The sequence below is a fragment of the Quisquiliibacterium sp. genome (assembly GCF_982640115.1).
The window spans coordinates 1-22,447 of the sequence record NZ_CEXFHW010000045.1; the positions used below are offsets into that span (position 1 = coordinate 1).

The window sequence follows — 22,447 nt, forward strand, 5'->3', positions numbered from 1 at the left end:
CACCAGGGTCGCGTCACGCTCGCCGGCGATGCGGCCGCGCCAGGCGCCTTCGAAGGCGGCGGGCACCACCCAGCGATGCAGCCGGCTCTCGCGACGCAGGCCCACCGGCTTGCCCGGTGCGGGCAGGGTGAGACTCCTGTCGGGCAGCCAGTCGGCCATGTCCCAGTCGTGGGAAACCACCCGTGTTCCCGGCGCCATGCGCAGCAGCCGCGGCCGCAGCGCGAGATTGACCTCGGGCAGCAGGTACAGCGTGACCACCGAGTAGGGCGCGAGGTCGGTGTCGAAGAGATCCTGGGCCACGAATCGGGCCAGCGCCTGGACGCCGGCCTGTTCGGCCAGCTGGCGCGACAGCGCCACCAGGCGCTCGTCGAGCTCCACCCCCAGGCCCGGCACGCCGTGACGGCTGGCGGCGGTGATCACCACCCGGCCGTCGCCGCTGCCCAGATCGACCAGGCGGTCGCCGGGGCCCACGCCGGCCAGGGCCAGCATGGCATCGACCACGCTCTGCGGGGTCTGCACATAGGGCACCTCCTCGGTGACCCGGGGAATGCCCACCGGCAGGGCGCCATCGGCCGCGCTGGCCGGCGCCGCAGCGATGCCGGCCGATCCTGCGGCATCGGGCGATCCGGCCGCACCCGGCCGGCCCGGCGCGGCGCAGCCCGTGGCCAGCGCGCCGGCCGCTCCGAGCAGCGCGAGCCGCCGCCGTCGGTTCATCGGAATCGCGCGATCAGCGCGTCGGCGGCGCGCGCCAGCAGGCCGACATCGGAGCCCACCGCCACAAATTGCGCGCCCAGCGAGAGCCAGTGCTTCGCATCGGGTTCGGAGGAGGTCAGGATGCCCGGGGCCTTGCCGGCGGCGCGGATGCGGCGGATGCCGTCGTCGATGCGGGCCATCACCTCGGGGTTGGCGCGCTCGCCCACGAAGCCGAAGGAAGCGTGCAGGTCGGCCGGTCCGATGAAGATGCCGTCCACGCCGTCGACCGCGGCAATCGCCTCGATCTGGTCGAGCGCCTCGCGGGTCTCGACCTGGACGAGCAGGCACAGCTCCTCCTCGGCGCGGCGCGCGTAGTCGGCCACCCGGCCGAAGCGGGTGGCGCGGGTGGTGCCGCCCACCCCGCGCACGCCACGCGGCGGATAGCGCATGGCCTCGACCGCGGCGCGCGCCTCGGCGGCGTCGGCGATCTGCGGAATCATCAGGGTGAGGGCGCCGATGTCGAGAAAGCGCTTGACCGCGACGAAGTCGTTCCAGGGGATGCGCACCACCGGGTGCGAGGCATAGGCGCTGGCTGCCTGCAGTTCGGCCAGCACGGTCTCGATGTCGGCCGGGGTGTGCTCGGTGTCGATCAGCAGCCAGTCGAAGCCGGCGCCGGCGATGACCTCGACGGCATAGGGCGAGGGCAGGCTGGCCCACAGGCCGATCGGGGCGCGGCCCTCCCTGAGGGCCTTCTTGAAGGGGTTGTGCGGCAGTTGCATGGCGGCTCCGGTGCGCGGGTGCGGGCCGCCCGGGGCCGCCCGCCCGGGCGGCGGGCGCGAAACCCGACAGGGCGCAAGGTTACCGCGCGGGCCGGGCGGCCCGCCGGGTCGTGGCAACATGGCGGCCTTGCGATGCGCGCCATCGCCCCCATCTCGTCTCGATTCCCATCGGACAGTCAACACCTCCGCGGAGCCGCCCATGGTCGACACCACCCTCGAAACCTTCCAGGCCGATGTCATCGACGCCTCGATGCAGGTCCCCGTGCTGGTGGATTTCTGGGCGCCCTGGTGCGGTCCCTGCAAGTCGCTCGGTCCGCTGCTCGAGAAGCTCGAGCAGAGCTATCAGGGCCGCTTCAAGCTGGTCAAGGTGAACACCGACGAGCAGCAGCAGCTCGCCAGCCACTTCCGCATCAAGTCCATCCCCACGGTGTTCGCCATCGTGGGCGGGCGGCCGGTCGACCAGTTCCAGGGCGCGCTGCCCGAGGGCAAGCTGCGCGAGTTCATCGACCGCCTCATGCCCAACCCGGCCGAGATCGAGTTCGACGCGGCCATGCAGGCCCTGCAGGCTGGCGACAAGGACACCGGCGTGGGTCACCTCAAGAAGGCGATCGCGCTCGACCCTTCCTTCGATGACGCGCGCCTGGCCTACGCCCAGGTGCTGCTGCAGGACGAGGAGCCGGCGGCCGCGCAGGCCCAGCTCGAGGCGCTCTCGCCGCAGGCAGCCCAGGATCCGCAGGTGCAGGCCCTGATCGAGCAGGCCCGGCTGATGGTCGAGGAGAACCGCCTGCCGCCCATGCCGCAGCTCGATGCCCGCATCGCCGCCAACCCGGCCGACCTGCAGGCCCGCCTCGAGCTCGCCCAGCACTGCATCGCCCACAAGGCCTGGGAGCCGGCGCTCGAGCAGCTGCTCGAGATCGTGCGCCGCGACCGCCAGTTCGGGGACGATGTCGGCCGCAAGACCATGCTGCAGGTGTTCGAGCTGGCCTCCGCGCAGCCGCAGCTGGTCTCGGGCTGGCGGCGCAGGCTGAGCACCGCCCTGAACTGACCGGGGGCCACGCCGCCCCCACGGGCGCTTCTGAGACAATCCTGTCCATGCTGCCCGACCAGATCGATTCCCTCTCGGCCCTGTTCCGCGACGCGGCGGCGGCCATCATCCACGCCCGCGCCGGCGAGCTCGGCGACCAGACCCTGCCGGTGCCCGCGGTCACGCTCGAGCGGCCCAAGCAGGCCGCGCACGGCGACCTTGCCTGCAATCTCGCCATGCAGCTCGCCCGGCCGCTGCGCCTGAACCCGCGCGCGCTCGCCGAAGACCTGGTGCGCCGGGTGGCCGAGCGCGATGCCTCCGAAGACGGCGCCGGCCTGATCGCCGGCCTGGAGATCGCCGGGCCGGGCTTCATCAACATCCGGCTGTCGGCCTCGGCGCGGCTTGCGCCGGTGGCTGCCGTGTTGCGCGAGGGCGAGGGCTTCGGCCGCAACCGCCGCGGGCAGGGCCGGCCGGCCCTCGTGGAGTTCGTGTCGGCCAACCCCACCGGGCCGCTGCATGTCGGCCACGGCCGGCAGGGCGCGCTGGGCGACGCGCTCTCGGCGCTGCTCGAAGCCAATGGCTGGGCGGTGAGCCGCGAGTTCTACTACAACGACGCCGGGGCCCAGATCGCCAACCTCGCGCTCTCGGTGCAGGCCCGTGCCCGCGGCATCGAGCCCACCGACGAGCGCTTTCCGGCCGATGGCTACAGGGGCGACTACATCGCCGACATCGCCCGCGACTACCTCGCGCGGCGCACGGTATCGGCCGAGCGCATCGAGCCGGTCACCGCTGCCGGCGATCCCGATGATCTTGATGCGGTACGCCGTTTCGCGGTGGCCTATCTGCGCAACGAGCAGGATCGCGACCTGCGCGCCTTCGGCGTGCGCTTCGACAACTACTTCCTCGAGTCCTCGCTCTACGCCGATGGCCGGGTCGAGGCCGCCGTGGGCCGGCTGGTGGCTGCCGGCAAGACCTTCGAGGAGGGCGGCGCGCTGTGGCTGCGCACCACCGGGTATGGCGACGACAAGGACCGCGTCATGCGCAAGTCCGACGGCGGCTACACCTACTTCGTGCCCGACATCGCCTATCACGTCACCAAGTGGGAACGCGGCTTCGCGCAGGCGATCAATGTCCAGGGCTCCGATCACCACGGCACCATCGCGCGGGTGCGCGCCGGTCTGCAGGCCCTGGGTGCGGGCATCCCCGAGGGCTACCCCGACTATGTGCTGCACAAGATGGTCACCGTCATGCGCGGCGGGGCCGAGGTCAAGATCTCCAAGCGTGCCGGCGGTTATGTCACCCTGCGCGACCTGATCGAGTGGAGCGGCGGCGCCGAATCGCAGGCCGGTGCCGGCCGTGCCGCCGAGGACATCATCGCCCGCGGCCGCGACGCCGTGCGCTTCTTCCTCATCTCGCGCAAGGCCGACAGCGAGTTCGTCTTCGATGTCGACCTGGCCCTGGCCCAGACCGACGAGAACCCGGTCTACTACGTGCAGTACGCTCATGCCCGCATCTGTTCGGTGCTGGCCGCCTCGGCCGAGCGCGGCGGTCCGGGCGAACCCGAGGTGCTGGCCGCGCTGGCCGCATCGGCCGATCCGGTTGCGCTGCTGGCCCCGCTGCAGGGCCCGCGCGAGCTGGCGCTGGCCGCCCGGCTGGCGGGCTTCCCGGCGCTGCTGACGCAGGCCGCCGACGAGCTCTCGCCGCACTCGGTGGCCTTCTACCTCAAGGATTTGGCCGCCGATCTGCACAGTTACTACAATGCCGAGCGGTTTCTCGTCGATGATGCCGCGCTGCGGCTGGCGCGTCTGGCCCTGCTGCTGGCCACCCGGCAGGTGCTTCGCAACGGGCTGGCGCTGATCGGCGTGTCGGCCCCCGAAAGGATGTGATGATCCCCGTTCCTGGCATCGGTCCCCGGGCGCAGCGCGGCGGCACCCTGGCGGGGCTCCTGGTCGGGCTCGTGCTCGGCCTGGCGGTGGCGGTCGCGGTGGCGCTGTTCGTCACCCACGGCTCGCTGCCCTTCGTCAACAAGGTGGGTCGCCCGGGTGATCGCATCGAGCCCAAGGGCGGTGGCGCGCCGCCCGACCCCAACAAGCCGCTGCAGGGCAGGGACCGGACCGTGGTCCCGCCCGCCGACTCGGTGCCCGCCGCCGAAGGCAAGCCGGCCGAGACGAAAGCCGCCGAACCCAGAGCCGACGAACCGAGGGCCGAGGACACCGGCAAGGCGGCCGCCGAGCCGGCCCCCGAGCGCGCGGCCTATCTGCTGCAGGCGGGCTCGTTCAAGACCGTGGACGATGCCGAGGCCCAGCGGGCCCGGCTGGCGCTCCTGGGCTACGAGGCCCGGGTGCTCAGCGCCGATGTCAACGGCCAGACGGTGTACCGGGTGCGTCTCGGGCCGTTCGGCAAGGTCGATGATGTGAACCAGGCCAAGTCCCGGCTGGCCGACAACGGCATCGAATCGGCGGTCATGCGTCAGCGTTGAAGGAGTCAGTCATGTCGATTCATCATCCGGCCACCCGCCGCTTCCTGAAGACCGTCGCCGGCGGTCTTGCCGCCGTGTCGGCCGCGCCGCTGCTCGCCTCCGCGCCGCCGCGCGAGGGTGTCGACTACCGGGTGATCCAGCCCACCCAGCCCACCGACGCTGGCAACAAGCTCGAGGTGCTCGAGTTCTTCTGGTATGGCTGCCCGCACTGCTTCGCGCTGGAGGCCCCGCTCACCGAGTGGCGCCGCAAGCTGCCCGCCGATGTCGCCTTCCGCAAGGTGCATGTGGCCCTCGGCCCCTCGTGGGCGCCGCACCAGCAGCTCTATTACACCCTCGAGGCCATGGGCAAGTCGGCCGAGCTCGACGAGAAGGTCTTCGCGGCCATCCACCTCGAGCGTCAGATGCTCGACAAGCCCGATCGCATGGCCGAGTTCGTGTCCCGTCATGGCGTCGATCGCAAGGCCTTCACCGACACCTTCGAGTCGTTCTCGGTCAAGACCCGCATGCGCAAGGCCACCCAGCAGGCGGGCGCCTGGGGCCTCGACGGCGTGCCCGGCATCGGTGTGAACGGCCGCTACTACACCGCGCCCTCGATGGCGCGGGGCAACACCCAGGCGCTGCAGGTGGTCGATCACCTGCTCGATCTGGAGCGCAAGGCGCGCAAGTAAGCGCCTGCTTACGCCGTGGTTGCGCGCGTCTTCATCACCGGCGCCTCCAGCGGCATCGGCGAGGCCCTGGCCCGCGAATACCGGCGCCGGCATCCGCAGGCCCTGATCGGCCTGTCGGCCCGCCGCCCCGATGAACTCGCGCGGGTGGCGGCCGCCGTGGGCGGGCCGGTGCTCAGCCTGCCGGCCGATGTCGCCGATCGTGCCGCGCTGGCCGACGCCGCGCAGCGCTTCCTCGCGCAGGCCGGTCCGCCCGAGGTGGTGGTGGCCAATGCCGGCATCAGCGCCGGCACGCGCGGCGGCGAGCCCGGCGACGCCGAGGTGGTCGAGCGCATCCTGCGGGTCAATGTGGTCGGTCTGGTCGACACCTTCGCGCCCTTCCTGCCGGCGATGCGCGCGGCGGGCACCGGCCGGCTGGTGGGCATCGCCAGCGTGGCCGGCGTGCGCGGGCTGCCCGGCGCGGGCGGCTACAGCGCCTCCAAGGCCGCGGTGATTGCCTATCTCGAGAGCCTGCGGGTCGAGCTTCGCGGCAGCGGGCTGTCGGTGGTGACCATCGCGCCAGGCTTCATCCGCACGCCCATGACCGCGAGCAACCGCTATCCCATGCCCTTTCTCACCGAGGTCGATGCCTTCGCCACGCAGGCGGTCGACGCCATCGCCGCCGGTCGAGCCTTCGCCGTGCTGCCCTGGCAGATGGCCTGGGTGGCGCGGCTGCTTCGGGTGATGCCGCCGGCGCTCTTTGACCGCGCCTTCGCGCGCGCGCCGCGCAAGGCGAGGCCATGAGGCCGGCCACGGCCGACCCGGCTGCTGGCGCGATGCTGGCGCAGCCCGAGGTCGCGATGCCAGCTGCCCCACGGCTGGCAGAGGCGCTGCCCGTCGATGCGCTTGGCCGGCCGGTGCTGCTCGCCGGCGAGGCGCCGCGCATCGTGTCGCTGGTGCCCTCGATCACCGAGCTGCTGTACGAGCTCGGGCTGGGCGAGCGGGTGGTCGGTCGCACCGGCTTCTGCATCCATCCGGCGCCGGCGGTGCGCGCGGCCACCAAGGTGGGCGGCACCAAGGATGTCGACCTCGACGCGGTGCGCGCGCTCGCGCCCACCCATGTCATCGTGAACATCGACGAGAACCGGCGCGAGGTCTACGAGGCACTGTCGCGCTGGGTGCCGCAGGTGATCGTCACCCATCCCGTCCAGGTCGAGGACAACCTCGGGCTCTATCACCTGCTGGGCACGGTCTTCCATCGTGGCGCCCAGGCGCAGGCCCTGGCGCACGCGCTGCAGGCCGAGCTTGCGGCCTGCGCGCCGCTGGCCGCGGGTCCGGCGCGGCCCGTGCTCTACCTGATCTGGCGCGAGCCCTGGATGACCGTCGGACCCGACACCTATGTGGCCCGCATGCTCGCGCAGGTCGGCCTGCGGGCCGTGGCCCCCGACTCGCCGCGGCGCTATCCCGAGGTCGACCTCGGCGCGCCCGGCATGCATCCCGCGCCCGAGGCGGTGCTGCTCTCCAGCGAGCCCTATCGCTTTCGCGAGCGGCACTGCCGCGAGGTGGCCGCGCTGCCCGGCTGGCAGGGCGTGCCGGTGCGGCTGATCGACGGCGAGATGGTGTCGTGGTACGGGTCGCGGGCCATCCAGGGCCTGCGGTATCTGCGGCAGTGGCGCGAGTCGCTCGAGCAGGCCTTCAGGGACAAGACCGGACCATGAGCGCCCGCGTTCTCATGCTGGCCGTGCTGCTGCTGGCGGGCTGCGCCACCGGCCCGGCGCCCATCCGCACGGTCGAGCCGGGGGGCGCCGCGCGACCGACGCCACGCCCGTCCGCTGGCGCACCCGGCGCACCCGTCACACCCGTCGCGCCTTCGGCGCCGGCCCCTGGCGCGCGCCGCGGCGGTGGCTTCTACCTCGATGACGGCCCGGGTCAGGGCGCGCCCGCCGACCCCGACAGCGTGCCCGATGCCGTGCCGCGCCTGGAGCCGGTCAATCCGCGCAACAGCCGGCCCTACGTGGTGTTCGAGCGCCAGTATGTGCCGATGACCCGGCTGGAGCCCTTTCGCGAGCGTGGCATCGCCAGCTGGTACGGCCGGCGTTATCACGGCCAGTCCACCTCCAGCGGCGAACCCTACGACATGCACGCCATGACGGCGGCGCACACCATCCTGCCCATCCCGAGCTATGCCCGGGTCACCCATCTGGCCAGCGGCCGCAGCGTGGTGGTGCGGATCAATGACCGCGGCCCCTTCCTGCATGGCCGGGTGATCGACCTCTCCTGGACCGCGGCGGCACGGCTGGGCTATGTGCAGGCCGGCAGCGCCGAAGTCGAGGTGGAGCTCATCCACGATCCCGAGGCCTTCCGCGCCGCCGGACCGCGGCCCGCGCCGGCGGCCTCGTTGCCTCCCGCGGGGGTGACGCCTGCGCCCATGCCCGCGCCCGTTGCGGCATCGCCATCCCCGTCATCCCCGTCATCACCGCCCGTCGCGCCCGTCCAGCCTGCGGCCCAGACGCCCGCCCGCCTCACCATCGAGACGCTGATTGTCCAGACCGGTGGCGCAAGCGCGACCGCGATGCTTGCCGCGCCTGCGGCGCCAACCCCCGCGCCAGGCACCGCGTCAGGCACCGCGCCACCCCCCGCGCCGACCCCCGCGCCAGGCACCGCCGCCTCGGTGACCGTTGCCCCGGGCATCTGGCTGCAGCTCGGCGCCTTCTCGCAGCAGGAGCGCGCGCTCGCAGCGCGCGAGCGGGCCGCGTCGCTGCTGGGGCTGCCCCCCGTGCAGCTGCCCCTGCAGCCGGCGGGTGCGCTCTGGCGGGTGCTTGCCGGCCCCTATGCCAGCCGCGGCGACGCGGTCAGCGCCGCCGAGCGGCTGCGCCAGGGCACCGACCTGCAGCCCATCCCGATCACGGTGGGTCCCTGAGCGGCAGGCTCAGCGCCAGCCGATAGAGCGCTTCGCGCGGGGCGCCGCTGATCTCGTGCGCGAGCCGTGCCGCGCGTGCCGGCGGCAGTTCGGCGGCCAGCAGCGTCAGCAGCCGGCGGACCTGCGCGTCGATGGCGCCGGCCCCGGGCTCCGCGGCGGCCGCATCGGCCGCCGGCGCCTGCGCCAGCGCGAGCACGAACTCGCCGCGCTGGCGGTGCGGCCCGGCCGTGAGCCAGGCCGGCGCCTGGAACAGCGGCATGACCGCGATCTCCTCGTGCAGCTTGGTGAGTTCGCGGCCGATGACCAGGCCGCGCTGTCCGCCGTAGTGCGCGAGCAGGTCGTCCACCAGTTCGACGATGCGGTGCGGCGCTTCGTAGAGCACCAGCGCCGCGCCCACGGCATCGGCCGCGGCGGCCAGCGCCGTGAGCCGCTCGCGGCGCGCGCGGGCGCGGCTGGGCAGGAAGCCCTCGAAGAGCACCGGCCCGTCGGCCAGGCCCGCCGCCGAGAGCAGCGTGATGACCGCGCTGGGCCCGGGCACCGGCACCACCGGATGGCCGGCCGCGCGCACCGCGGCCACCACCCGCGCACCGGGATCGCTGATGGCAGGCGTGCCGGCATCGCTCACCAGCGCCACCGAGCGGCCCTGCGCGAGCAGGGCGATGATCGCCTCGGCGGCCTGCGCCTCGTTGTGGGCGCGCGCGCCGATCAGCCGCGCCGATGACCCGACATGGGCCAGCAGCACCCGGGTGACACGGGTGTCTTCGGCGGCCACCACATCGACCTCGCACAGCACCTGCGCGGCCCTCGGGCTTAGGTCTGACAGGTGACCGATCGGTGTTGCCACCACATACAATCCGGGCGCCATGGCCAAGCCTTCCAGGTATGTCGCGGTCTCGCCGGCGCAACGCGCCGGCAGCCTGGCCGAGGCGCAGGCCCTCGATTATCTCCGCTCCCGCGGGCTGCGCCTGATCGAGGCCAATGTCCGGCTGCGTTGCGGCGAGATCGATCTCATCATGGCCCACCAGGGGCACTGCGTCTTCGTCGAAGTGCGCCAGCGCAGCAGCGCGCGCTTTGGCGGTGCGGCCGCCAGCGTCGGCGCCCGCAAGCAGGCCCGGGTGCGCGCCGCTGCGCAGGCCTGGCTGCAGCATCGGCTCGGGGCACGGCCCTGGCCTGCGCTGCGCTTTGATGTGGTGGCCATCGAGGGGAACCATCTTCACTGGTTGCCCGGGGCGTTCTGACACGGCCCGTCGCTATAATCCGGTCATGAGTCTCGCCGCGCGCATTGCCGCCCACTTCGAAGACAGCGCCCGGCTCAAGCTTGCCTGCGTCGAGGCCCTTTCCGGCCCGATCGCCCGCGCGGTGGAGCTGGCAGTGGCCGCCCTGGCCGCCGATCGCAAGCTCATGGCCTGCGGCAATGGCGGTTCCGCAGCCGATGCCCAGCACCTGGCCGCCGAACTGGTCGGCCGCTTCGAACGCGAGCGTCCCGAACTGGCTGCCATCGCGCTCACCACCGATTCCTCCATCCTCACCGCGGTGGCCAACGACTACCGCTTCGACGAGGTCTTCGCCCGCCAGGTGCGCGCGCTGGGGCAGGCCGGTGATGTGCTCGTGGCCATCTCCACCAGCGGCAACTCGGCCAACGTGCTGGCCGCGGTGCAGGCGGCACGCGAGCGCGGCATCTCCGTGATCGCGCTCACCGGGCGTGGCGGTGGTCGCATGGCCGCCCTGCTGGGCGAGCACGATGTGCATCTGTGCGTGCCGCACGAGCGCACCATGCGCATCCAGGAGGTGCATCTGCTCATCGTTCATTGCCTGTGTGACGGCATCGACGCCGCGCTGCTCGGCGATGATGGCAACCCGTCCTGACCGTTTCGCCGTGCCGGGCCCGTCGTCCCGGGCCGTGCCCTGAATCCGCCTCCGGAGACCCCGCCATGAACCGACCCCTCACCCGCTCCCGTTCCGCTGCGCACGGTCGCGTGCCGCGTCGCGCCGCTGCCCTGATCGCCTCGGTGTGCGCCGCCGGTCTGCTCGCCGGCTGCATGCCCCTGGCCATCACCGGCATGGCCACCGGCGCGCTGGTGGCTTCCGATCGCCGCACCCTGGGTGCGCAGACCGAAGACCAGGGCATCGAGCTCAAGGGCAACACCGCGCTCGCCGAGAAGCTGCCGGCCGCCAAGGGCGTGTCCATCACCAGCTACAACCGCAAGGTCCTGCTGACCGGCCAGGTGCCTGATGCCGACACCAAGGCGCGCGCTGCCCGCCTCGTGGGCGAGCTGCCCAATGTGCGCAGCGTGCAGAACGAGATCACCGTAGCCGCGCGCACCGGCGTGGGCTCCTATGCCAGCGATGTCGGCCTGACCACCCGCGTGAAGACCGCCATGATCGGCGTGAAGGATCTGCCCGCCGACAATGTCAAGGTGGTGACCGAGGCCGGCGTGGTGTACCTGATGGGCCTGGTGTCGCGCGCTGAAGGCGATCTTGCCGCGAAGACCGCCGCCCGGGTCTCGGGCGTGACTCGGGTGGTGACGGTCTTCGAATACCTGCCCTGAGCCGGCTCAGTCCGGGTGGATGCCGGTGGCCACCAGGAAACGCGACACCATGTTGTAGGCGGCCACCACCGCCACCAGCTCCACGGTCTGGCGCTCGTCCAGATGCGCCCGCACCTTCCCGAAGGTGTCGTCGGCCACCTGCACCGAGCGGGTCATCTCGATCACCAGACCCAGCGCGGCGCGTTCGCGTTCGCCGAACAGCGCGGCGTCGGCACGGGCTGCCTCGGGGTTGCGCAGGGCCTGGGCCTGCGCCGGCGTGCCGCCGGCCTTCAGGAAAAGCGGCGCGTGCTGCACGAACTCGTACTCGGCCCCGTTGATCACCGCCACCACGCACATCGCCAGCTCGCGCAGCATCGGATCGACGACCAGCCCGGTGCGCACCGCGCCGAGAAAGGTGTTCCAGCCCGCGGCCAGCGGCGGGCTGTGCAGCAGCATGCGATCCAGCGCGATCAGTTCGCCGCCGCGACGCGCGCGGATGGCATCGACCACCGGGGCCGGTTCGGCGAGATCGGCGGGCACATAGGGGATGCGGGGCATGCGGGACTTTCTGCGTTGCGGTTCCGGTTGACGGGGCGGCGTCGCGGGCCGGGCCGGCTGACTCAGGGCGCCCAGCCGCCCGAGAAGGAGATCGCCTGGCCGGCGAAGAAGTTGACCTCGCTGCTGGCCAGGAACACCGCGAACAGCGCGTCTTCCTGGGGCGTGGCCAGGCGGCCGGCCGGCACCTCGCGGGCGAGCCGCGCCTGGAAGGCGGGCAGGGCCTGCACCTCGGGTCCGTAGTACATCGGGTTCTCGACGAAGTTCTGCGCGATCAGGTTCACCTGCACATTGCGCGGCGCGACCTCCACGCCCACCGCCCGCACGAAGGAGGCCTGCGCGCCGCGTGCCGAGGCGTAGGTGGCGGTGCGCTTCTGGCCGCGCAGCGCGGTGGCGCTGCCCATCACCACGATCTTGCCGGCGCGCCGTTCGAGCATCTGCGGCAGCGCACCGCGGCACAGACCGGGCAGCGGATCGACGATGTGGGCGAACACATGGCGGAACTCGGCATCGCTGATCTGATCGGCCGTGGTGGAGGGGGCGGGCACACCGAGGTTGGCGATGACCACGTCGACCTGACCCGCCTCGCGCACCGCGGCTTCACCTGCCGCGCCCGAGTCCATGGGGCGCTGGTCGGCGATGACCACCGCGCCATGGGCGGCGAAGGTCTCGCACAGCACCGGACCCATGAATTCCGCAGCCAGGGTGATGAGCACCCGCTTGCCGGCCAGGCTGTCGCCGATTCTGGTCATGTGACTGTCTCCGGGAGGTGGAGCGCGCAGTATCGCATCGCGGGTTGGGTGCTTCTAGGCTGTGGCAGACTTTCGAGATGCCCGCCTCACCCATGACCGATGCTGTCGACGCCGCAGCGCCGGTGCCCCTGTACCTGATCTCGCCTTCCAGCGCGGTGCCGGCCGATGCGCCGCTGCAGCGCAGCCTGGCGGCGCTGCGCGCCGCCGGCTTCAGCCCGGTGCTCGATCGCGGCGCGCTGCGCACCCACCAGCGCTTTGCGGGCACCGACGCCCAGCGCGCAGCCGCGTTCGGTCGTGCGGCAGCGCAGTCGGCGCGTGCGGTGATGATCACCCGCGGCGGCTATGGCCTCACCCGGCTGCTGCCGCTGCTCGACTTCGCCGCGCTGGCCCGCGCCGACAAGCAGTGGATCGGCTACTCGGACTTCACCGCCTTCCAGCTCGCCATGCTGGCGCGCGCTGGCGCCGTCACCTGGACCGGGCCGGCGCTGCTCGATGACTTCGCCGTGCCCGAGGGCACCGAGCCCGACGAGACCACCGTGGGCGCGCTGCACGATGCTCTTGCCGGCCGCGCCGAGCTGCTCGGCTTTCGTGCGGCCGGGGCCAGCGGCGTGGATGTGCGCGGCACGCTCTGGGGCGGCAACCTCAGTCTGGTCTGCGCGCTGCTGGGCACGCCGTGGTTTCCGCAGGTGCGCGGCGGCATCCTGTTCCTGGAGGAGGTCAGCGAGCATCCTTACCGGGTGGAACGCATGCTCGGTCAGCTGCTGCAGGCCGGGGTGCTCGATGCCCAGGCGGCGGTGCTGATCGGCCATGTCAACCGCTACACGCTCGTGCCGCGCGATGCCGGCTTCGACATGCCGGCCGTGCTGCGCCGGCTGCGCGGTCTGACCCGCACGCCCATCCTCACCGGCCTGCCGGTGGGCCACGCCAGTCCCAAGCTCACCCTGCCCCACGGTGCCACCGTCGGCCTGGCCACCGAAGGTCGTCAGGCCTGGCTGGTGATGCCCGGCCACTGATCCGGCCACGGGCCAGGCCCGCACGGGTCGCCGCCTGGCCGCGCCTCATTCACCCGAACTCGTCGCCATCCATGAACTCCGCTCCTGCCGCCGACTCCGTCATCCATCCCGAGCCGCTGTGGCGGCCCGGCACCGAGCGCATCGCCCGTGCCGGCATCACCCGTTACCGCGCCTGGCTGGCACGCGAGCGCGGGCTGCACTTTGCCGACTACGAGTCGCTCTGGCAGTGGTCGGTCGATGACATGGAGGGCTTCTGGGCCAGCCTGTGGGATTTTGCCGGCGTGATCTCGCACAGCCCGTACACCCGGGTGCTGGCCGAACGCGAGATGCCGCACGCCCGGTGGTTCCCGGGGGCTACCCTGAACTACGCCGAGCACATGCTTGCCCACGCCCGCCGGGCCGACGCCCACACCCGGCTGGCGCTGGTGTTCCAGTCCGAGCTGCGCCCGCGCACCGAGATCACCTGGGCGCAGCTCGCCGCGAGCGTCGGCGCCCTCACCGCCACCCTCGCCGGGCTTGGTGTGAACCGTGGCGACCGGGTGGTCGGTTACCTGCCCAACATCCCCGAGTCGGCGGTGTCGATGCTCGCGGCCACCAGCCTGGGTGCGATCTGGTCGGGCTGCTCGCCCGACATGGGCCCCACCAGCGTGCTCGACCGCTTCCGCCAGATCGAGCCGGTGGTGCTGATTGCCGTGGACGGCTACCGCTACGGCGGCAAGGACTTCGACCGGCGTGACACCCTGAACGACATCGTGGCGCAGTTGCCGAGCGTGCGCGCGGTGATCCTGGTGCCGGCACTGCAGCCCGATGCGGTGCCGCCGGCGATCGAGCCGGCCGATCAGCCCGGCCGGCGGGTGCCGGTGCACGCCTGGGCGCAGGCGCTGGCGCAGCCGGCCGCGCCACGCTTCGAGGCGCTTCCCTTCGATCACCCGCTGTGGATCGTCTACTCCTCGGGCACCACCGGCATGCCCAAGCCGATCGTGCACGGCCATGGCGGCACCGTGCTCGAGACCCTGAAGAGCTGTCTGATGCACCTCGATGTCGGCGAGGACGACCGTTTCTTCTGGTACTCGTCCACCAACTGGATCATGTGGAACCTGTGGGTGTCCACCCTGATGGCCGGCTGCACCGCGATCCAGTTCGACGGCAACCCCGGCCACCCCGACATCGGCACCCTGTGGCGGCTCGCCGAGCGCGAACGGATCAGCTTCTTCGGCGTGAGCCCGGCCTTCATCTCGCTCACCATGAAGGCCGGTTTCTCGCCGCGCCAGCACGGCGATCTGTCGGCCATGCGCAGCCTGGGCGCCACCGGGTCGCCGCTGACCGAGGAGGCCTACCAGTGGGTCTACCGTGAGGTGGGCGCCGATCTGATGCTGGCCTCGATCTCCGGCGGCACCGATCCCGGCGCGGCCTTCCTCACCGCCTGCCCGATCCTGCCGATCCGCGCCGGCGAGATGCAGTGCCGCGGCCTGGGCATCGATCTGCATGCCTATGGCGATGACGGCCGGCCGCGCATCGGCGAGGTGGGCGAACTGGTGTGCGCGAAGCCCATGCCCTCGATGCCGCTCTGCTTCTGGAACGATCCCGACGGCCGCCGCTACTTCGAGAGCTACTTCGACACCTTCCCGGGTCCGCCGAATGTCTGGCGACACGGCGACTGGCTTCGGCTGGTGCGCCGGCCCGAGTCGGTCACCGGCCTGGTCTACGGCCGATCCGACTCCACCATCAACCGCCACGGCATCCGCATGGGCACGAGCGAGCTCTATCGCGTGGTGGAGGACTTCGACGCGGTGATCGATTCGCTGGTGATCGACCTGGAGTACCTCGGCCGCGAGTCCTACATGGCGCTGTTCGTCGTGTTGCGCGAGCCGGCGCCCGAGGTGCCTGCCGAGCTGAAGGCGGCGCTCCTGGCGGCGATCCGCACCCGGTTGTCGGCGCGCCATGTGCCCAACGATGTCTTCGCGATCCCGGAAGTGCCGCGCACCATCTCCGGCAAGAAGATGGAGGTCCCGGTCAAGCGCATCCTTCTCGGGCAGGCCGCCGAGCGGGTGGCCAACCGCGACGCCATGGCCAACCCCGGCAGCATCGACTGGTTCGTCGCCTTCGCACGCGCCCGGCAGGCGACCGAGCCAGGCTGAACCGGGCCGCCCGCGGGTTGCTCGGGCATTGCGCCCCGCGCTCGGACAATCGGTACCATCCGCCCGGTCGGGGCAGGGGCTTGTCTTCCCGCCTCCGTTCCTTTCCCCTTTCCGAGAGTGCGATGGGTTGCTTGCGCCGTGGGCTGGCTATTGGCCCGGCTGTCCTTGCCCTGATCCTGGGTCTTTGCGCGTCGCCGATCCTGGCCGGTGAGCAGGGCGACCGCGCGGTTGCCGCCGTGCGGCGGCTGGTTGCCGAGGGGCAGCTGCGCCCCGACACCGTGCTGCGGCTGCGCGCCAAGCAGGGCAATGTGGTCTCGATCCTGGGCCGTGACTATGCGCTGCAGCAGGAATGGGAACGCAAGACCGGGATCGCGATCGATGTCGGCATCATGCCGCAGCTCGACTCCCTGGCCTTCATCCGGCGCGCCACCGATGTCGACCTGACCATCGCCCGCAACCACGAGTTCGCCGATCTGCTGCACGCCGGTCTGATCGCCGACCTCGGCCCCTTGCTCGAGCGCTTCGGTTTCCGGCTGGCAGAAGGCGGTGCGGATGGCTTCCTGCGTCTGCCCCAGCAGAGCCTGGCCGATGGCAAGGTGGTGGCGATTCCGGCCGATTTCGATGCCGCGCTGCTGTTCCTGCGCCGTGATCTGCTCGAGGACCCGGTGCAGCGCGCCCGCTTCCGCGAGCGCCACGGTCGTGATCTGCGTGCTCCGCGCACCTGGCAGGAGTACCAGGAGCTCGTCGCCTTCTTCCACCGACCCGCCGAGGGCCTGTACGGCACCGCCGAGTCGCGCGAGCCGCTCACCGGCTGGATGTACTGGCTGCCGCGCTATCTGTCGGCGGCCGCGCCGGTGCAGCACCTGTTCGACGAGCGGATGCGTCCGCTGATCAGCTCGCCGGCCGGGGTGGCTGCCACCGAGAGCTACGCGGCCACGGTGGCCTACTCGCCGCCGCAGGTGCTTGAAGACGGCAAGGACTACAGCTACACGCTGCCGTTCTTCGTGCGCGGTCAGGCCTTCGCCATCATCCTCACCGCCGGGGTCGCCAAGTTCGCCAACGCCAGTGAGACGCCGGTGCGCGGCCGGTTCATCGCGGCGCCGATCCCCGGTCGCATGGTCGGCGGGCAGCTGGTGCGGCGCACCCAGCTGATCTACGGCAACAATCTGGTGGTGCCCGCCAACGCGCCCAACAAGGCGCTGGCCCTGCTGTTCGCGATGTGGCTCACCGATCCCGACAACTCCAGCCGCTCGGTGCTGGCGCAGGGCATCACCGATCCCTACCGCGTCAACCACCTCGATGACGAGCGGATCCGCGCCGCCTACACGCCGCAGGTGATCGACCTGATCCGCAGCGAGCTGCCGGTGATGTCGCCTTCGGGCATCGGCCTGCCGGGCGACGCCGAGTACATCGCTGCGCTGAACCGGAACATCTGGCAGGTGGCTGCCGGCCGGCTCGGGGCCCGGGAGGCGATGGAGCGCACGGCGCGCGAGTGGGATCAGATCACCGACCGTATCGGGCGAGCAGCCCAGATCGAGCGCTGGCGGTTGCAGCGCAGCCTGTACCCCGCCGCGACCGATGCCCGCCCCTGAGAGCGGCGCGTCCGGCGGGCCGGTCACCCCGGCCGCGTCGGCGTCGGTCCCCGCGCAGACGACGCCATCATCGGCGCCGACCGCCGCGACGGCGACCCGGCGCCTGACGCTGCGCGCCAAGCTGCTCGGCGGCTTCATCGGCTTCGTGCTGCTGGTGCTGGGCAACCTGCTGGTCGGCGACCATGTCATGCGGGCCGCCGCCTCGCGGCTGGATGCCGCCACCAACGACCAGGTCAGGCCGCTGGTGCGGCTCAACCGCCTGCAGGCCCAGGTCAGCCGCATCCGCGTGCTGGAGGCCGACACGCCGCTGCTCACCGACCTGTTTGCGGTCTCCGACCAGCTGGCCATCCTGGAGGCCGAGATCGGCGCCTTCGATGCCGATCTGGCCGGCTTTCTCGCCGAGCTGCGTCGCGCCGACCCGGCCGAGGCCGCCCAGATCGGACAGGCCTGGGCGCGCTACCGCACTGACCTGGACGCGGTGATCCGCGCCGGCAAGGCGATGAACATGGAGCAGGTCAGGTCAACCGCCACCTTCGAGTCGGCCGAGCGCTTCAAGACCATCTCGCGCCAGCTCAAGCGTCTGGCCGATGGCGCCGAAGCCCGCGCCGATGCCCTGATCTCCCAGGCTGCCGGCGAGCAGACCCGCGAGCGTCTGGCCTTCATCGGCGTCTCGGTACTGGGTCTGACGGCGCTCGCGGTCTGGGTCGCGTTGCTGTCGCGCTCGGTGACCAACCGGGTGAGCCGGCTGCGCGATGCCGCGCTGAAGGTGGCCGAGGGCGAGGAGCGCCAGCCGCTGCGGACCTCCGGCAATGACGAGCTCACCGACCTGGGGCTCGCCTTCAATGCCATGCAGGACAAGGTTCAGGCCCGCGAGATCGCACTGCGCGCAGCGCATGACGAGCTCGACTCGCGGGTGATCGAGCGCACCCGTGAACTCGATCAGGCGAACCGGCAGCTGCGCCGCGAGATCGACGAGCGCCGCCGGGTCGAGGATCTGCTCAAGCGCCAGGCCACCACCGACACCCTCACCGGCCTGCCCAACCGGGTGCTGGTCATGGACCGGCTCGTGCAGGCGCTCGCCCAGGCCCGGCGCGACAGCACCCATGTGCTGGTGATCTTCGTCGACCTGGATGACTTCAAGAAGGTCAACGACTCCCTGGGCCACGCCGCTGGCGACGCCCTGCTGATGCAGGCTGCGCAGCGCCTGAGCGGCGCAGTGCGGGCCACCGACACCGTGGCCCGCCTTGGTGGCGACGAGTTCCTGGTGGTGATCGGCGGGATCCCCGTGGGTGATGCGCTGGAACCCTTCGGCGAGGCGCTGCTTTCGGCCTTCCTGCCGCCCTTCGATGTCGGAGACGGCGATACCGTGGTCACGCCGAGCATGGGCTTTGCCCTGTACCCGGATGACGGCGACGAGGCGAGCCTGCTGCTGCGAAACGCCGACCTCGCCATGTACGAGGCCAAGCGGGCCGGGCGCAACACCTGGCGGCACTTCCGCCAGCAGGTCCACGAGAGCTCGGTGCGCCGTCTGGCCATGGAGCGGCGGCTGCGTCAGGCGCTGCCCAGGGCCGAGCTGCGGCTGGAGTACCAGGCGCTGGTGCGCGCCGATGATGGCCGGCTGGCCGGTGTCGAGGCGCTGCTGCGCTGGGACTGTCCGGAGGAGGGACTGGTGCCGCCAGGCCGCTTCATCCAGGTGGCCGAGCGCACCGGACTGATCATCGAGATCGGCGACTGGGTCATCCGCGAGGCCTGCGCGCGCCTGAGCCGCTGGCGCAGCCAGGGTGCCGCGGATCTGTGGATGTCGGTCAATGTGTCGCCGCGCCAGCTCGCCGGCGGCCGGTTGCTGGAGACGCTGCGCGCCAGCCTCGAGGCTCACCGGCTGCCCGGCGCCAGCCTGCAGATCGAGATGACCGAGAGCTCGCTGATCCGCAATCCCGGCGAGGCGCTGCAGGCGCTCGAGGCGATCAGCGCCCTGGGCGTGCGCCTGGCGATGGATGACTTCGGCACCGGCTATTCGTCGCTGTCGTACCTGAAGCGCTATCCGTTCACCAGCCTGAAGATCGACCGTTCCTTCGTGCGCAACCTCGAGCATGATCCGAGCGATCTCGCGCTGGTGACCGCCGCGGTGCGCATGGGCAAGGGCCTCGGCCTGTCGGTGGTCGCCGAGGGCGTGGAGACCGACAGCCAGCGCCGTCTGCTGGCCGAGCAGGACTGCGACCTGCTGCAGGGATTCCTGTTCAGCCGGCCCGAGCCGGCCGAGAGCTTCGCCGTCTCCTGGCTCAAGCCCCCGCCGGTTTCGCTGCCGGCCTGAGCGGCGCCCGGGGTACGGATCCGGCTGCGTAGAATGCGCCGGCCCGTCAACCAGTCTTCAGGAGATTCCCATGATTCGCAGAGCAGCGATCGTCTCGCCGGTGCGCACCGGCATCGGCGCCTTCGGTGGCGGTCTGCGCGACGCCTCGGTCGAGCATCTCGGCGCCACGGTGGCGCGCGCCGTGGTCGAGCGCAGCGGCGTCGATCCGGCGCTGATCGAGGACATGGTCTTCGCGCAGTCCTACGCCAACAGCGAGACGCCGTGCGTGGGCCGCTGGATCGCGCTGCAGGCGGGCTTCCCGATCGAGGTCCCCGGCATGCAGCTCGACCGCCGCTGCGGTGGCGGCCTGCAGGCGATCGCCACCGCCGCCATGATGATCCAGAGCGGCGCCGCCGATGTGGTCATGGCCGGCGGCGTCGAGAGCATGAGCAACATCGAGTACTACACCACCAGCATGCGCTGGGGTTCGCGTTCGGGTTCGGTCAATCTCTACGACCGGCTCGACCGCGGCCGCGAGCGCTCGCAGCCCGAGCACCGCTTCGGCCGCATCTCCGGCATGATCGAGACCGCCGAGAATCTTGCCAAGCAGTACGCGATCCCGCGCGACGAGGCCGACGCCTTCTCGGCGCGCAGCCACCAGCGCGCCGCCGCCGCCTGGGCCGAGGGCCGCTTCGCCGACGAGGTGGTGCCGGTGATGGTGCCGCAGCGCAAGGGCGATCCGGTCGCCTTCGCGCGCGACGAGGGCATCCGCGCCGACACCACCGCCGAGTCGCTCGGCAGGCTGCGCGCGGTGATGAAGGACGGCACGGTCACCGCCGGCAATGCCAGCCAGCAGAACGATGCCGCTGCAGCCTGCCTGGTGGTCGCCGAGGACCGCCTCGAGGCGCTTGGCCTCAAGCCGATCGCCTTTCTCACCGGTTGGGCGGCGGCGGGCTGCGAGCCGGGCTGCATGGGCATCGGTCCGGTGCCGGCGGTGCGCAAGCTGTTCGGCAAGACCGGCCTGTCCTTCGACGACATGGGGCTGGTCGAGCTCAACGAGGCCTTCGCCGCGCAGGTGCTGGCGGTGCTCAAGGGCTGGGGCTGGAACGATCCCGATCGGCTCAATGTCAACGGTTCGGGCATCTCGCTGGGTCATCCCATCGCCGCCACCGGCGCGCGGATCATGACCTCGCTGCTGCACGAGATGCAGCGCCGCCAGGTGCGCTACGGGCTGGAGACGATGTGCGTGGGCGGCGGCCAGGGCGTGGCCGCGATCTTCGAGCGCGCCTGACTCAGCGCAGCGCCTGCCGGGCCGCGCCCAGCGCGGCCCACTGTTCGGGGTCATGCCCGAAGAGCAGGGTGGTGCCGGCCTGCTCGCCCATGCGGCGCAGGCGGTGCATCGACTCGCGCATCTGCGCCGCGTCGGCCACCACCGAGGGCAGCAGGTCACGCGCCATGTGCTCTGCCGAGTAGCAGGCATCGGCGGTGAGCACGAAGCGCGAATCCTTCGCCACCTGCACCACCAGCGACTGATGGCCGGGGGTGTGGCCGGGCGTGGGCACCAGCAGCACGCTGCCGTCGCCGAAGACATCATGCTCGCCGTCGATCAGCCGCCAGTTCAGCGGCAGGTTCCACAGCCGCTCGTCATAGCGGCTGCCCGGCGCGCGGGCGGCCTCCATCTCGGCGCGCTGCACCAGGATCTGCGAGCGCGGAAACCAGCGGTTGCAGCCGCAGTGGTCGAAGTGCAGATGCGAGTTGGCCACGAAGCTGATGTCCTCGGGCTTCAGGCCCATCAGGCCGAGCTGCCCGGGCGCGGTCTCGTCGGCGGCGCCCGCCAGCGTGAAGGTGCTGGCCAGCCGCTTGCCGAGCACGCCCACCGGATCGTCGGCGGCCTCGCAGGCCACGCCGGTGTCGAAGAGCAGCGTGCCTTTCGGGTGGATGACCAGGAAGCCGGGCACCGGTACGGTGGTGCGCACGCCGGGCGCGGCGTCGGGGAAGAACACGCTGCGATCGAAGGCCAGGCGGCCGCAGCACAGGGGATGAAGGGCGGGCATGGTCGGTCTCCGTTCGATGGGCCACGATGCCACAATCGCGGCTTTCCATTCCAGCCTGCGTTCCGCGGGCTGACCAGGAGTCCGTGATGTCCTATCGCTACCAGACCCTCGCCGTCTCGATCGAGGCGCGGGTGATGACTGTTCGCCTGAACCGTCCCGACAAGCTCAATGCCTTCACGGTCGAGATGGCCAACGAGCTGGTCGATCTGTTCACCCGGGTCAATGACGACGACGAGGCCGGCGCGGTGGTGGTCACCGGCGAGGGCCGCGCCTTCTGCGCCGGCATGGACCTCTCCCGCGAGGGCAATGTCTTCGGTCTGGACGAGTCGCTCGAGCCCACCCTGCGCGACCTGCGCGAACGGCCCGAGGATCCGGCCATCCTCAACGGCGTGCGCGACACCGGCGGGCGGGTCACGCTGGCGATCCATGCCTGCCGCAAGCCGGTGATTGCGGCCATCAACGGCGCGGCGGTGGGCATCGGCGCCACCATGACCCTGGCGATGGACATCCGTCTGGCCGCCGACACCGCGAAGATCGGCTTCGTGTTCGGCAAGCTGGGCATCGTGCCCGAAGCCTGCTCGAGCTTCTTCCTGCCGCGGCTGGTGGGCCTGCAGCGCGCGCTCGACTGGGTGTATTCGGCGCGCATCCTGGGCGCCCAGGAGGTGCTCGATGCCGGCCTGGTGCTGGCGGTGCATCCGGCGGCCGACCTGCTGGCACAGGCGCAGCGCCTGGCCACCAGCTATGTGCACGAGCGCTCGCCGGTGTCGGTAGCCCTGATGCGCCAGATGATGTTGCGCAACAGCGCGGCCGATTCGCCGCTGCAGGCCCACCAGGTGGACTCGCTGGCGATGTTCTACACCAGCCGCGCCGACGGCCATGAGGGCGTGCGCGCCTTCCTCGAGAAGCGCCCCGCGCAATTCACGGCCAGGGCCTCCACCGACATGCCGCCGTTCTATCCCTGGTGAGCCTGGCGTTGCGGCCGCCGG

General features: G+C 71.6%; 22 protein-coding genes. 16 read left to right on the forward strand and 6 right to left on the reverse strand.

What is annotated here, in order from left to right; genetic code table 11:
* On the reverse strand, positions 1-714 hold a 714-nt coding region (locus AC2H6A_RS07285; RefSeq protein ID WP_484272491.1), incomplete at its 3' end, for an SAM-dependent methyltransferase.
* Positions 711-1,472, reverse strand: coding sequence for an aldolase/citrate lyase family protein (locus AC2H6A_RS07290; RefSeq protein ID WP_484272492.1), 762 nt, complete (start codon positions 1,470-1,472; stop codon positions 711-713). The genes AC2H6A_RS07285 and AC2H6A_RS07290, both read right to left, overlap by 4 nt.
* A gap of 199 nt (positions 1,473-1,671) precedes the next feature.
* Between AC2H6A_RS07290 and trxA the strand changes: the two genes are divergently transcribed.
* The 7 genes from trxA to AC2H6A_RS07325 are packed head-to-tail and all read left to right on the forward strand — an operon-like array spanning position 1,672 to position 8,539.
* Positions 1,672-2,517 carry a thioredoxin gene (gene trxA, locus AC2H6A_RS07295; RefSeq protein WP_484272493.1) on the forward strand — a complete coding sequence of 282 codons (846 nt, stop codon included), beginning with the start codon at positions 1,672-1,674 and terminating at the stop codon, positions 2,515-2,517.
* Between the two features lie 47 nt (positions 2,518-2,564).
* The gene (gene argS, locus AC2H6A_RS07300; protein ID WP_484272494.1) at positions 2,565-4,382 is read left to right on the forward strand and encodes an arginine--tRNA ligase; all 1,818 of its coding nucleotides are present in this window, start codon (positions 2,565-2,567) and stop codon (positions 4,380-4,382) included.
* Positions 4,382-4,975 carry an SPOR domain-containing protein gene (locus AC2H6A_RS07305; RefSeq protein ID WP_484272495.1) on the forward strand — a complete coding sequence of 198 codons (594 nt, stop codon included), beginning with the start codon at positions 4,382-4,384 and terminating at the stop codon, positions 4,973-4,975. The genes argS and AC2H6A_RS07305 overlap by 1 nt, the downstream gene beginning before the upstream one ends.
* Positions 4,976-4,986: 11 nt before the next feature.
* On the forward strand, positions 4,987-5,643 hold the full coding sequence (locus AC2H6A_RS07310) for a thiol:disulfide interchange protein DsbA/DsbL (RefSeq protein WP_484272496.1): 657 nt from the start codon (positions 4,987-4,989) through the stop codon (positions 5,641-5,643).
* Positions 5,644-5,658: 15 nt separating this feature from the next.
* Complete coding sequence (locus AC2H6A_RS07315) at positions 5,659-6,423, forward strand: SDR family oxidoreductase (RefSeq protein WP_484272497.1); 765 nt, start codon at positions 5,659-5,661, stop codon at positions 6,421-6,423.
* Entirely contained in the window at positions 6,420-7,337 is a 918-nt protein-coding gene (locus AC2H6A_RS07320; protein WP_484272498.1) for a helical backbone metal receptor, read from the forward strand. The genes AC2H6A_RS07315 and AC2H6A_RS07320 overlap by 4 nt, the downstream gene beginning before the upstream one ends.
* Positions 7,334-8,539, forward strand: a complete 1,206-nt coding sequence (locus AC2H6A_RS07325; RefSeq protein ID WP_484272499.1) for a septal ring lytic transglycosylase RlpA family protein — start codon at positions 7,334-7,336, stop codon at positions 8,537-8,539. Before AC2H6A_RS07320 ends, AC2H6A_RS07325 begins: the two co-directional genes overlap by 4 nt.
* On the opposite strand, the gene rsmI is transcribed toward AC2H6A_RS07325, so the two are convergent.
* On the reverse strand, positions 8,523-9,404 hold the full coding sequence (gene rsmI / locus AC2H6A_RS07330) for a 16S rRNA (cytidine(1402)-2'-O)-methyltransferase (RefSeq protein ID WP_484272500.1): 882 nt from the start codon (positions 9,402-9,404) through the stop codon (positions 8,523-8,525). The two genes, AC2H6A_RS07325 and rsmI, sit on opposite strands and share 17 nt — an antisense overlap.
* On the opposite strand from rsmI, the gene AC2H6A_RS07335 reads away from it, so the two are divergent.
* The 3 genes from AC2H6A_RS07335 (at position 9,403) to AC2H6A_RS07345 (ending at position 11,088) form a co-directional block, all read left to right on the forward strand.
* The gene (locus AC2H6A_RS07335; RefSeq protein WP_484272501.1) at positions 9,403-9,777 is read left to right on the forward strand and encodes a YraN family protein; all 375 of its coding nucleotides are present in this window, start codon (positions 9,403-9,405) and stop codon (positions 9,775-9,777) included. The genes rsmI and AC2H6A_RS07335 overlap by 2 nt on opposite strands.
* Before the next feature lie 25 nt (positions 9,778-9,802).
* Positions 9,803-10,405, forward strand: a complete 603-nt coding sequence (locus tag AC2H6A_RS07340; protein WP_484272502.1) for a phosphoheptose isomerase — start codon at positions 9,803-9,805, stop codon at positions 10,403-10,405.
* 65 nt (positions 10,406-10,470) lie between these two features.
* Positions 10,471-11,088, forward strand: a complete 618-nt coding sequence (locus AC2H6A_RS07345) for a BON domain-containing protein (protein WP_484272503.1) — start codon at positions 10,471-10,473, stop codon at positions 11,086-11,088.
* Between the two features lie 6 nt (positions 11,089-11,094).
* Here AC2H6A_RS07345 and AC2H6A_RS07350 read toward each other — a convergent pair whose 3' ends face one another.
* Both AC2H6A_RS07350 and AC2H6A_RS07355 read right to left on the reverse strand, forming a co-directional pair.
* On the reverse strand, positions 11,095-11,625 hold the full coding sequence (locus AC2H6A_RS07350; protein ID WP_484272504.1) for a carboxymuconolactone decarboxylase family protein: 531 nt from the start codon (positions 11,623-11,625) through the stop codon (positions 11,095-11,097).
* A gap of 62 nt (positions 11,626-11,687) precedes the next feature.
* Entirely contained in the window at positions 11,688-12,374 is a 687-nt protein-coding gene (locus AC2H6A_RS07355) for an SDR family NAD(P)-dependent oxidoreductase (protein ID WP_484272505.1), read from the reverse strand.
* Between the two features lie 92 nt (positions 12,375-12,466).
* Between AC2H6A_RS07355 and AC2H6A_RS07360 the strand changes: the two genes are divergently transcribed.
* The 5 genes from AC2H6A_RS07360 (at position 12,467) to AC2H6A_RS07380 (ending at position 20,698) form a co-directional block, all read left to right on the forward strand.
* Positions 12,467-13,387 carry a S66 peptidase family protein gene (locus AC2H6A_RS07360; protein ID WP_484272506.1) on the forward strand — a complete coding sequence of 307 codons (921 nt, stop codon included), beginning with the start codon at positions 12,467-12,469 and terminating at the stop codon, positions 13,385-13,387.
* Positions 13,388-13,458: 71 nt separating this feature from the next.
* The gene (locus AC2H6A_RS07365) at positions 13,459-15,525 is read left to right on the forward strand and encodes an acetoacetate--CoA ligase (protein WP_484272507.1); all 2,067 of its coding nucleotides are present in this window, start codon (positions 13,459-13,461) and stop codon (positions 15,523-15,525) included.
* 122 nt (positions 15,526-15,647) lie between these two features.
* Entirely contained in the window at positions 15,648-17,117 is a 1,470-nt protein-coding gene (locus AC2H6A_RS07370; protein ID WP_484272508.1) for an ABC transporter substrate-binding protein, read from the forward strand.
* Positions 17,104-19,428 carry a putative bifunctional diguanylate cyclase/phosphodiesterase gene (locus tag AC2H6A_RS07375; RefSeq protein ID WP_484272509.1) on the forward strand — a complete coding sequence of 775 codons (2,325 nt, stop codon included), beginning with the start codon at positions 17,104-17,106 and terminating at the stop codon, positions 19,426-19,428. Before AC2H6A_RS07370 ends, AC2H6A_RS07375 begins: the two co-directional genes overlap by 14 nt.
* Before the next feature lie 73 nt (positions 19,429-19,501).
* Complete coding sequence (locus tag AC2H6A_RS07380) at positions 19,502-20,698, forward strand: acetyl-CoA C-acetyltransferase (RefSeq protein ID WP_484272512.1); 1,197 nt, start codon at positions 19,502-19,504, stop codon at positions 20,696-20,698.
* A gap of 1 nt (position 20,699) precedes the next feature.
* Here the strand turns inward: AC2H6A_RS07380 and AC2H6A_RS07385 are convergent, their stop codons facing one another.
* Positions 20,700-21,461, reverse strand: a complete 762-nt coding sequence (locus AC2H6A_RS07385; RefSeq protein ID WP_484272510.1) for an N-acyl homoserine lactonase family protein — start codon at positions 21,459-21,461, stop codon at positions 20,700-20,702.
* Positions 21,462-21,547: 86 nt separating this feature from the next.
* On the opposite strand from AC2H6A_RS07385, the gene AC2H6A_RS07390 reads away from it, so the two are divergent.
* Positions 21,548-22,426 carry a crotonase/enoyl-CoA hydratase family protein gene (locus AC2H6A_RS07390; RefSeq protein WP_484272511.1) on the forward strand — a complete coding sequence of 293 codons (879 nt, stop codon included), beginning with the start codon at positions 21,548-21,550 and terminating at the stop codon, positions 22,424-22,426.
* Positions 22,427-22,447: the final 21 nt, after the last annotated feature.